The organism is Pseudomonas sp. B21-031 (assembly GCF_024748985.1).
Classification (GTDB): Bacteria; Pseudomonadota; Gammaproteobacteria; order Pseudomonadales; family Pseudomonadaceae; genus Aquipseudomonas; species Aquipseudomonas kermanshahensis.
Window position 1 is genome coordinate 4,452,964 of sequence record NZ_CP087181.1, and the last position, 12,377, is coordinate 4,465,340.

Genomic DNA, 12,377 nt, shown 5'->3' on the forward strand with positions numbered 1-12,377 from the left:
CATCTCAAATTGCCTCAAGCTCATTCATGAAGTCCTGGAGCTCATCCAGGTCTTCGTCACTATTGGTATTCAGTTCACTGATCATGGCCGCGTAGGCCTGCAGGTTTTCAGCCTGGAACAACAGGGCCAGCGGCAGGTTCACGCCCAGCTCGATCTGCAGACGGGCCAGCACCTGGGTTGCCAACAGCGAATGGCCGCCCAGTTCGAAGAAGTTGTCGGTCAACCCGACTTTCTCCAGCTTCAGTACCTCGGCCCAGACAGCTGCGACTTGCTGTTCAAGCTCACTGCGCGGGGCGAGATACTCGCTCTGCAGCAGGCGTGCATCCGGTTGTGGCAAGGCCTTGCGGTCGAGCTTGCCGTTGACGGTGAGCGGCAAGGTGTCCAGCAACAGCAGATGTGTTGGCACCATGTAATCCGGCAGGTCAGCCTTGAGCGAAGCACGCAAGGTGTCGCGCAGGGCAGCCTGTGCCTCGACGCTGGCGAGCGCCGCGACGTCGGCAGGCACCACATACCCCACCAGTTGCGGGCCACTCGGCCCCTCCTGGGCCAGGACCGCGACTTGACGCACTGCCTGCTGGTTCAACAAGCAGGCTTCGATCTCGCCCAGTTCGATGCGGAAGCCTCGAATCTTCACCTGATGGTCGATACGGCCCATGTACTCGATCACCCCGTCGGTGCGGTAGCGGGCCAGGTCGCCCGAGCGGTACAGGCGACCGCCGTGTGCGCCAAACGGGTTGGGCACAAAGCGCTCGGCGGTCAACCCTGCACGGCCGTGGTAGCCACGGGCCAAGCCGGCCTCACCGATCACCAGCTCGCCATGCCCTCCGGGTACCGCAGGGTGCAGCGCTGCATCGAGCAAGTACCAGCTAAGGTCGGGAATGACCTCGCCGATAGGGCTGGTCGCGCCCTTGTGCAAGTCTTCGAGGGTGATTGGCCGGTAAGTGACATGCACCGTGGTTTCAGTGATGCCGTACATGTTGATCAACCGTGGCTGGCTGTCGCCGAACACCTCGAACCAAGGTTTGAGGCTTGCAACTTCCAACGCCTCGCCGCCAAACACCACGTGCCGCAGCGCCAGCTTCTGCCCTGCCGTTGCCCGCTCACAGGCAACAGGCATCAGCTGTTTGAAAGCCGAAGGCGTCTGGTTGAGCACGGTCACGTGCTCGCGCACCAGCAACGCATGGAACGCGTCGAAGTCGCGAGCCACATCCTTGGCCACGATCACCGCCTTGCCGCCATACACCAGCGCCCCGAACAGCTCCCACACCGAGAAGTCGAAGGCATAGGAGTGGAACACCGTCCATACGTCGCTCGCGTCGAAGGCAAACCAGTCATGGGTCGCTGCAAACAACCGCACCACGTTGCCGTGCGGCAGCAGGGTGCCCTTGGGCTTGCCGGTGGAGCCCGAGGTGTAGATCACGTAGGCCAGGTTGTCCGGTGTCAACGCGATCGCCGGGTTGGCATCGCTGTAGCCGGCAAACGCATCAGCGACGATATCCAGGCACTGCACCTCAGCAGGCACCGGCAGGGCGTCGGCCAGATGCTGCTGGGTCAGCAACAGCTCGATACCACTGTCTTCGAACAGGTAAGCCAGACGCTCGCTCGGGTAGCCTGGGTCCAGCGGGACATAAGCACCGCCGGCCTTGAGGATGCCCAGCAGCCCAATCACCATCTCCAGGCCGCGCTCCATGGCAATACCCACCCGCACATCCGGGCCAACGCCAAGCTCGCGCAGCTTGTGTGCCAGCCGGTTGGCACGGCGGTTGAGCTCGCCATAGCTCATCGTCTGCTCACCGAAGGCCAGGGCCGGCGCGTTCGGTGCACGTTGCACCTGGGCCTCTATCAGGTGGTGGATAGCGCGATGATCCGGATACTGCCCGTGGCTGGGGTTCCAGCCTTGCAGGATCTGTTGTTGCTCATCGGCAGCAAACAACGACAGCTCGCCGAGCACTCGGCCTGCATCCTGAGTCATGGCTTGCAGCAGATGGCTCAGGTGGCGAGCGACCTGCTGGAGGGTGGCCGGGTTCCACCGCGCGAGGTCATGGCGGTACTGGATCGACAATGTCTCGCCGAGGCTTACCAACAGGGTCAACGGGTAGTTGGTCTGCTCCTGAATACCCACATCACCAAACTGCAAACCACCTGGCGCGCCCTGCTTGAGTGCCTCGGACACTGGGTAGCTTTCAAAGACCACCAAGGTGTCGAACAGCGCCTCGCCGCCCAGGCCGGCCCAACGCTGTACATCGTAAAGCGGCGTATGTTCGAACTCGCGCAGGGCCAGGTTGCTCGCCTGCACCTGGGCGATCCAGTCACCCACGGTTTGCTCCGCACGCGGGGCACCGACTACCGGCAGGGTGTTGATGAACAGGCCGATTTGCTCCTCGACGCCCGCCAGCTCAGCCGGGCGCCCCGCAACCGTGGCACCGAAGCACACGCTGGCCTGGCCGGTGTAGCGCTGCAGCACCAGCAACCAGGCAGCTTGCACCAAGGTATTGACGGTAACCCGGTTGGCACGGGCAAAGGTTTCGATGCGAGCGGTTTGCTGCGCGTCAAAGTGTTGCTCCAGATCGTGCTGGCCCGTGCCTGTGCTTGCCTGCGGTTCGCAAATGGCTTGAACCAGGTGCGTCGGGGCCTGCAATTCATTCAACTGCACCTTCCAGAAGGCTTCTGCCGCAGCACCGTCCTGGCGTTGCAGCCAGGCGATGTAGTCACGGTAGTTGCCTGCCAGGGTCGGCAGCGGGTAACCGGCGTAGTGTTGCAGCACCTCGCCCAGCAAGCGTGAGCTGCTCCACCCATCCATGAGGATGTGATGGCTGGTGTAGATCAACTGGTGGCGCCCAGCACCGGTACGCACCAGCACCAAACGCAACAAAGGTGCCTGGTCCAGGGTAAAGCCCTGCTCACGCTCGCCGGCGGCAAGTGTCTGCAGCGCGTGCTCCAGCTCAGGCAGGCCGCGCCAGTCATGCTCGGTAAACGGCAGCGCCACGCGCTTGTGCACCACTTGCACCGCCTGATCGAGCGTGCCCTGCCAAACGAAGCCGCTGCGCAGTACAGGGTGGGCGTCCAGCGCTGCTTGCCAGGCCTGCCTGAAGCGCTCCACATCCAGGCCATCCACATCCACCCGCAACTGGTTGATGTAGTTACCCGCCTGCTCTTCATAAAGCGTGTGGAACAACATCCCTTGCTGCATCGGCGAGAGTGGGTAGACATCCGCAATCTGCGAGGCAGGCACCGGCAGGCTGTCCAGCTGAGCTTGGTTGAGACCGGCCAGCGGGAAGTCCGATGGCGTAACGCCACGGCTGTGCTCCAGGCAGCAATGGGCAATGATCTCGGTCAACGCCTGCTGGTAGGCTGTCGCCAACCGTTCGATGGTTTCGGCCTCATGGATGGCCTGGCTATAGCCCCACTCCAGGCGCAGCTCACCCCCGTAAACCTGACCACTCAGGGAAAGCAGGCTGCTCAGCGCAGACGCTTCGTTCTGCTTGATGCCATCATTTTCTTGCGCGGGCACGAACAGCCCCGACTCATCGAAGCTGCCGTCGAACTGGCCCAGGTAGTTGAACACGATCTCGCCCTGCGGCAGTGCCGCCAGGGTCGCGCTGGCCTCGGCACCGCCCAGGTAACGCAGCAGGCCGTAGCCCAAGCCTTTGTTCGGGACCGCTCGCAGTTGCTCCTTGATGGTCTTGATCGAGCTCGCCACGTCAGCTTTGGGGCTGAGCTTGACCGGGTACATGCTGGTGAACCAGCCCACCGTGCGGCTCAGGTCGATGTCATCGAACAGGTCTTCACGGCCATGGCCTTCGAGGCGCACCAATACTTCTTCCCGCTGGGTCCAGCCACCGACTACCTGTGCCAACGCTGTCAGTAGCAGGTCGTTGATCTGAGTACGGTAGGCTGCTGGGGCGTCCTGCAACAGTTGCCGCGTGGTTTCACGGTCCAGACGCGTCGTGAACGAAGCGGCATGGCGCTGCTGATTGCTGCCCTGCAGGTGGTCACAGGGCAAGGCATCACTGGCGTCCTGCAACTGCCCTTGCCAGTAGCCCAGTTCGGCCTGCAATTCTGCGCCGTGGGCGTAGGCTTGCAAGTGCTCTGCCCAGGCCTTGAACGAACTGGTCTTGGCCGGCAGGCTGACGGGCTCGAACGCTGCGAGGGCGCGGTACGCCTGCTGCAGGTCTTCCAGCAGGACGCGCCAGGACACACCATCCACCACCAGGTGATGGATCACCAGCAGCAAGCGCTGGCTGCCATCCGGTAACGAAGCCAGCACAGCTCGTAGCAGCGGACCCTGCTCAAGCACGAGGCTGCGCTGGGCATCGTTGGCGACGTGCTCCAGTGCCGCTGCGTCCGGCAGGTCAAGCACCCACAGCAGTTGAGCCGCTTGCGCCTGGGCAAATTCGGCCTGGCCCGTCGCTTCAGACTGCACAAAGCGCAACCTCAAGGCATCGTGATGCTCGACCAGGGCACGCAAGGCGGCGTCCAGCTGTGTGGCCTGCAAGCTGGTATTCGGCTTGAGCAGTACGGACTGGTTCCAGTGATGGCGCTCGGGCACCTCGCGCTCGAAGAACCAGTGCTGGATCGGGGTAAGTGGCAACGTACCGGTAACAGCCCCCTGATCGATGAACGTGCTGTCTTCACGGCGGGCCACGGTAGCCAGAGCCTGCACCGTCTGGGCCTCGAACAGCTCCTTGGGCGTGAACTGGATATCCATGAGGCGTGCTCGGCTGACCACCTGCAGCGAGATGATCGAATCACCGCCCAGCTCGAAGAAGTTGTCGGTCAGGCCGACCTTCTCCAGCTTCAGCACATCCGCCCAGATCGCTGCGATCTGTTGCTCCAGCTCACTCTGCGGCGCCACGTACTCGCCTTGTAGCAGGCTGGCATCCGGTTGCGGCAGGGCCTTGCGGTCCAGCTTGCCGTTCGGTGTTACCGGCAGCTTGCCCAGCAGCAGCAGGTGCGCGGGCACCATGTAATCCGGCAGGCCGGCCTTGAGGGCCTCACGCAGGCTGTCGCGCAATACGGCCTCGTCTTGCGTGCTGTCGGCCGGTACCACATAGCCCACCAACTGTTTGCCGCTCGGCCCGTCCTGGGCCAGCACCACCGCTTCCTGCACCGCAGGCAACTCCAGCAGGCGCGCTTCGATTTCACCCAGTTCAATCCGCAACCCGCGGATTTTCACCTGGTGGTCGAGACGCCCGGCGTAGTCGATCACGCCATCGGCGTTGTAACGCGCCAGGTCACCGGTACGGTACAGGCGCCCGCCGTTGTCGCTGAACGGGTCCGGCACGAAGCGCTCGGCCGTCAGCGCCGGGCGCTGGTGGTAACCACGGGCCAGGCCCACGCCGCCCAGGTACAGCTCGCCGGCACTGCCGCGTACCGCCGGTTGCAGGCTGCCTTCGAGGATGTGGGTCTTGAGGTTGTCGATCGGCTGGCCGATCGGCACGCTGATGCTTTCGTCTGGGCGGCAGGTCCAGTGGGTGACGTCGATGGCCGCTTCGGTCGGGCCGTACAGGTTGTACAGGCCGGCCCCTGGCAGGCGTTGCAGGGTCTGGCGCGCCAGCTCGGCCGGCAATGCCTCGCCACTGCACACCACACGCTTGAGGCTGCGGCAGCTTTCCACCGCCTCGTGGGTCATGAACGCCTGCAGCATCGACGGCACGAAGTGCAGCGTGCTGATGGCGTACTGGTTGATGGTATCGACCAGCAGCTGCGGGTCGCGGTGAGCACCCGGCTGGGCCATGACCAGGCGCGCGCCGGTCATCAGCGGCCAGAAGAACTCCCACACCGACACGTCGAAGCTGAACGGGGTTTTCTGCAGCACGCTGTCACTGGCGTCCAGGCCGTAGGCCTTCTGCATCCACCACAGGCGGTTGACCAGCGCCTGGTGGCTGTTGCCGGCGCCTTTCGGGCGGCCGGTGGAGCCGGAGGTGTAGATCACATAGGCGAGGTTCAACGGGGCCACGTCGATACCAGGATTGGCATCGCTGTAGCCATCGAGGTTTTCGCTGTCCAGGTCCAGGCTGCGCAGGCCAGCCGGGATCGGCAAGGCAGCGCGCAGGTGCGACTGGGTCAGCAGTAAGGCGATGCCGCTGTCCTCGAACATGTAGCTGAGGCGGTCCTGCGGGTACTCCGGGTCCAGCGGCACATAGGCGCCACCGGCTTTGACGATACCCAGCAAGCCGATGACCATCTCCAGGCTGCGCTCCATGGCGATGCCCACCAGCACGTCCGGGCCCACGCCGAGTTCACGCAGCTTGTGCGCCAGCTGGTTGGCTTTGCCGTTGAGTTCGGCGTAGCTCAGGGTCTGCTCGCCGAACACCAACGCCGGGGCGTCCGGGGTGGCGAACACCTGGGCTTCGATGAGTGAGTGAATGCTGCGCTCATTCGGGTACGCCGCGACGGTGTCGTTCCAGCCCTCGACCATCAACTGCTGCTCTTGCAGGCCCAGCATCGGCAGCTCGCCGACCACTGCACCCGCATCGGCGACCAATGCCTGCAGCAGGTGGGTGAAGTAACCCGCCAACCGGCCAATGCTCTCGTCACTCCACAGGGCACGGTCGTGGCTGTATTGCATCGACAGGGTCGCGCCCAGTTCTACTACCAGCGTCAGCGGGTAGTTAGTCTGCTCTTGCACAGCCACGTCGCCAAAGCGCAACCCGCCCGGCGCACCTTGTTGCAGCGCCTCGGACACCGGGTAGTTCTCGAACACCAGAATGCTGTCGAACAGCGCGTCACCGCCCTGCCCGGCCCAGCGCTGCACGTCGTACAACGGGGTGTGCTCGAACTCGCGCACGGCCAGGTTGCAAGCCTGCACCTGGCTGATCCACTCGGCTACCGTCTGCTCGGCACGGGGTGCGCCAATCACCGGCAGGGTGTTGATGAACAGGCCGATCTGCTCCTCAACGCCTGCCAAATCTGCCGGGCGGCCGGCCACGGTGGCGCCGAAGCAGACACTGGCCTGGCCGGTATAGCGCTGCAACAGCAGCAGCCAGGCCGATTGCACCAGGGTGTTGACGGTAACGCGGTTAGCCCGGGCGAAGGCTTCGATGCGGGCGGTCTGCTCGGCATCGAGGGCCAGGCGATGATCACCATAGCCGCTGCCCGCATCGCCCGCGCTCCCGGCAATGGCCTGGGCCAGGCGCGTCGGGGCGTCGAGCGCGGCCAGCTGGGCCTGCCAGAAGGCCTCGGCGACCGCCGCGTCCTGGCCTTGCAGCCAGGCGATATAGTCACGGTAGTGCGTGGCCTGGGCCTTTGGCGCCATGCCTGCGTAACGCTGTAGCACTTCACCCAGCAGGCGTGAGGTGCTCCAGCCATCCATCAAGATGTGGTGGTTGGTGTAGATCAGGTGGTGGCGGGCTTCGCCCGTTTGCACCAGCACCAGGCGCAGCAGCGGCGCTTCGGTCAGCTCGAAGCCTTGTTGGCGCTCGCCTTCGGCCAGCGCCTGCAGGGCCTGCTCAAGCGCCGGCTGGCCACGCCAGTCATGCTCGCTGCACGGCAACGCCACCGATTTGCGCACCACCTGCACGGCCTGCTCCAGCTCGCCCTGCAGGACGAAACTGCTGCGCAGGATGTCATGGGCATCGAGCGCAGCCTGCCAGGCCTGCTTGAAGCGCTGCACATCCAGCCCTTCGACATCGACCCGCAATTGATTGATGTAATTGCCGGCCTGCTGATCGTACAGGGTGTGGAACAGCATGCCCTGCTGCATCGGCGACAGCGGATACACATCGGCGATCTGCGCCGCAGGTACAGGCAAGCTGTCCAACTGGCCCTGGGTGAGCGCGGCCAATGGGAAGTCCGAAGGCGTCACGCCGTGCTGTTGCGCCTGGCAGCAATGCTCGACCAACTCGGCCAGTGCCTGCTCGTAGGCCTGGGCCAACTGCTGGATGGTTTCCGCGCGGTAGACGTCGTCGCTGTAGGTCCACTCCAGGAACAGCTCGCCGCCATACACCTGGCCGGTGATGCTCAGCCAGTTGCCCAGTTGCGCACCGGCGCATTGGGTACGCCCGGCGCTTTCGCCGCTCGGGCTGAACAAGGCGGTATCGTCGGTCGTGAAACTGCTGTCGAACTGGCCCAGGTAGTTGAAGGTGACGCGTGGCTGCGCAGTGCCGCTGAGCCGCTCACGTACCGGGGTGTCGCCCAGGTAACGCAGCAAGCCGTAACCGATGCCCTTGTCCGGCACCGCGCGCAATTGCTCTTTGATTGCCTTGATCGACGGGCCCAGCGCCTGGCCAGGGGCAAGGCGTACCGGGAACACGCTGGTGAACCAACCCACCGTGCGGCTGAGGTCAAGGTCGTCGAACAGGTCTTCGCGGCCATGGCCTTCCAGTTGCACCAGCACCTCGTCCTGCGCGCTCCACTGGCACAGGGTACGCGCCAGCGCGGTCAGCAGCAGGTCGTTGACCTGGGTGCGGTAGGCGGCGGATGCCTGCTTCAGTAACTGGGCGGTACGCGCGGCATCCAACCGCGATGCAGCGGTGCGGGCATGCTGGTTGCCCAGGCTGCCCTGCGGGTTGTCACGCGGCAGTTCTGCCAGGCTGCCTTGCAGCACGTGCTGCCAGTAGTCAGCCTGGGCGTGCAACGCTGGGCTGCTGGCGTGAGTGACCAGGCGCTCTGCCCAGGTTTTCACGGCGCAGGTTTTGGCCGGCAGGCTAACGACTTGCCCGTTCAGGCGTTGCTGGTAAGCCTCTTGCAGATCCTCCAGCAGTACCCGCCAGGACACGCCGTCTACCACCAGGTGGTGAATGACCAACAGCAAACGCTGCTGGCCATCGGCGACGTCGAACAGTTCGGCACGCAGCAGCGGCCCGTGCTCCAGGTCGAGGCTGGCTTGCACCTCGGTGCCCGCAGCGTCCAGTTCGCTCAACGCCGCGAGGCTGCGCTGGCGCACCACCGGCGAAGCGTCCAGGGCCTGGAAGCGGGCCTGCCACTGGCCGTTCTGGCGGCTGAAGCGCAGGCGCAAGGCATCGTGCTGTTCCAGCACCGCACGCAGGGCCGCTTCCAGGTGCTCCACTTGCACACGCTGGGCCGGTTTCAGCAGCACCGACTGGTTCCAATGCGCAGGCTGGGCGATGTCCATTTCGAAGAAACGCACCTGGGCCGGCAGCAGCGCCACCTCACCGCGGGTCGCGGTATCCACGGGGGCTGCAAGCGGTTGCTTGGCTTCGATGCGCTTGGCGACCTGGGCCAGCTGGCCAACGGTCTGCTGCTCGAACAGTTGCTTGGGGGTGATCTTGATGCCTTGGCGCTTGGCCCGGGCAATGATTTGCAGGCTGAGGATGGAGTCGCCACCCAACTCGAAGAAGTTGTCGCTGCTGCCCACGCGTTCCAGCTTGAGCACATCGGCCCACACGGCGGCGAGCTTCTCTTCGATCTCGCCTTCTGGGGCCACATAGCCGCGGCTTACCGCGCCCGGTGTGGGCAAGGCACGCTTGTCGAGCTTGCCGTTGGCGGTCAGTGGCAGGCGCTCGAGCAACAGGATGTGTGCGGGCACCATGTAGTCAGGCAGGCGCGCCTGCAGGTGCGCCTGCAACTGCTGCGTGCTCATGCCCCCTTCAGCCACCACGTAGGCCACCAACTGCAGGCGCACGGCATCGCCTTCCAGTGGCACGGCCAGGACCACGGCGTCGCTGACACCGGGCAGCCCGGCGATGACTCGGCCGATTTCACCCGGCTCGACGCGATAGCCACGGATTTTCACTTGGTCATCGGCACGCCCGATGAATTCGATCAGGCCTTCCGCGCTCATTCGCGCTCGGTCGCCCGTGCGGTACAGGCGGGCGCCACCCGCAGCCGGTACAAAGCGCTCGGCCGTGAGCCCCGGCTGGCCCAGGTAGCCCTGGGCAACACCCTGCCCACCCAGGTACAGCTCGCCGACCACGTGCGGCGCCAGCGGGTTGAGGTAACCATCGAGCACCTGGGCGCAGGCATTGCCCAGCGGGCGACCGACTGGCACTGTGCGGCAGCCTTGCAGACGCTGGCCTGGCTCGAAGGTCAGCACGCCGACCGTGGTCTCGGTCGGGCCGTAGTGGTTGATCACCCGGCACCCCGGGCGCAACTCACGGACTTTTTCCAGCAGGCTCCAAGGGCACGCTTCGCCGCCCAGAATCAACGCTTCGGCAGGCAGCACCTCGGCGGCGCGGGACGCTTGTAGCAGGCCTTGCAGGTGGCTTGGCACCAGCTTCACCACGCCCACCTGGTGCTGCGCCATGTAGCCGGCGAAACCGTCGGGATCGAAGGCCAGTTCTTGCGGCAACAAATGCAGCAGGCGGCCCGAGGCCAGGGCACCGAACAGCACGGTGTGGCCCAGGTCGGCGGCGGTGGTGGACACCATGGCCATGCTCGCGCCGGCAGGCAGTTGCAGGCGCTCCAGCATGGCCTGGAGGTAGCTGGCCAGCGCCCCATGGCTGACCACCACGCCTTTCGGCTGGCCGGTCGAGCCCGAGGTGTAGATGAGGTAGGCCGGCTGTTCAGGGCTGACCGCGACCTCTACTCGGCTGTCGCTGCAGCCTGCCCAGGTGGCGGCTTCACAGGCAACCGCCTGCACCCCGTCGAGGCCCGCGAAGCGTGTTTCGCCAGGCTCATGCAGCAGCACGGCAGCGCCACTGTCGACGATCAACTGCTGCAAGCGCTCCTGCGGCTGCTGGGTGTCCAGCGGCAGGTAGGCGGCCCCGGTCTTGAGGACTGCCAGCAAGGCCGTGACCCACTCAATGGAGCGCGGCAGGCACAGGGCAACGATGCTGCCAGCACCGACGCCGCGCTGGCGCAGGTAGTCGGCCACGCGGTTGGACGCAGCGTCCAGCCCGGCCTGGGTCATGAAGCGGTCACCTGCACGCACGCCACCCTGGGCCTGCCCTTGGGCCATCGCCTGGTGCCACAAGGCGAGGAAGTCGCGGTGCGGGTAAGCTGCTGGCGCGGCCTGCTGCTGCGCCGCCACTTCAAGGTGCTCGACGATCGGCGTGTGCTGAGCGTGGCTGAGCACGTCCAGCACACGCCGCAGCGAATCCGCCAAGCGCTCAATGGTGGCCTGCTCGAACAGGTCGGTGGCGTAGGTGAAATACCCCTCTATGCCATCGGCTTTGTCCGAGAAGTCGAAGGCCAGGTCAAAGCGCGCATCGCCCCCTTCACGGGCAAAGCCTTCTACCTCCAGCTCGCCCAGGCGCTTGCGCGAGGGGTCGCCGGCCGCCACGTGCTGGTTGATCTTGAATTGGAACAGCGGGTTGTGGGCCAGGTTGCGTTCTGGCAGCAAGGCATCCACCAGGTGCTCGAACGGCAGCTCTTGGTGCGACTGGGCGCCGCCAATTACGTCCTTGACCTGCTCCATCAGCGCAGCGAAGGTCGCGCGCTCGTCCACCTGCACACGCAGCACTTGGGTATTGATGAAAAAGCCGATCAGGCCTTCCAGCTCGGTGCGGTTACGCCCGGCATTCGGCGCGCCGATGCGGATGTCCGACTGCCCGCTGTAGCGCGACAGCACCACCGCCATGGCCGCCAGCATCAGCACGAATACGGTGTGGCCGCCTTTGCGTGCCTGGGTACGCAAAGCCTCGGCCTGCTCCGCGCCGATGTTCAGTTTGAGCACCGCGCCGCGATAGCTCGGCGTGGCGGGCCGCTCGAAGTCCAGCGGCAGGCTCAGCAACGGCTGCTCGTCACCCAGTTGCGCCTGCCAGTACGCCAGCTGGCGCTGGGCCTCACCGGCCTCCAGCCAGGCACGCTGCCAGATCGCATAATCCGCGTACTGGATCGGCAGGGCCGGCAATACGGCCTGGCGGCCTTCAGCCAACGCGGTGTACAGCTGGATGAATTCCTGCACCAGCAGGTCGCTCGACCAACCGTCGGAGATGATGTGGTGCATGCTCAGGGCCAGCACATGGTGCTCGGCGTCCACGCGCAGCAGCGTAACCCGCATCAACGGCCCGGCCAGCAGGTCGAACGGCTGCTTCAGCGCGGCATCGACAGCCACGCTCAAGGCGCCTTCATCGTCCTGGCACTCGACCACGTCCAGCACCAGCGGGCAGGTGTCGAGAATGTCCTGATGGAACTCGCCTTCATCCGAGACGAAGCGGGTACGCAGCGACTCGTGACGGCTGACCAGCGCATCCAGCGCCTGCTGCAATACCGCCAGGTCGAGTGCGCCCTTCAGGCGCACGGCCATCGGCACGTTATAGGCCGGGCTGTCGGGCTCCAACTGCCAGAGGAACAGCAAGCGCTGCTGGGCAAACGACAAAGGAATGCGCGCCAGGCCCTGGCGTGCGGGCACGATGGGCAACAGGCGGAAGCTTTGCCCAGTGGCCTGCATTTTCTCCAGAATCTGCTGACGCTGCTCCACAGGGAGGCCGACGAAGCGTTGGGCAATGCGTTGTGCTGCAGTGAGTTCCATG

Annotated in this window: 1 protein-coding gene; it reads right to left on the reverse strand. The window is 65.0% G+C overall.

What is annotated here, in order from left to right:
• Positions 1 to 4 precede the first annotated feature (4 nt).
• Positions 5 to 12,376 carry a non-ribosomal peptide synthase/polyketide synthase gene (locus LOY53_RS19835; RefSeq protein ID WP_258703169.1) on the reverse strand — a complete coding sequence of 4,124 codons (12,372 nt, stop codon included), beginning with the start codon at positions 12,374 to 12,376 and terminating at the stop codon, positions 5 to 7.
• Position 12,377 lies beyond the last annotated feature (1 nt).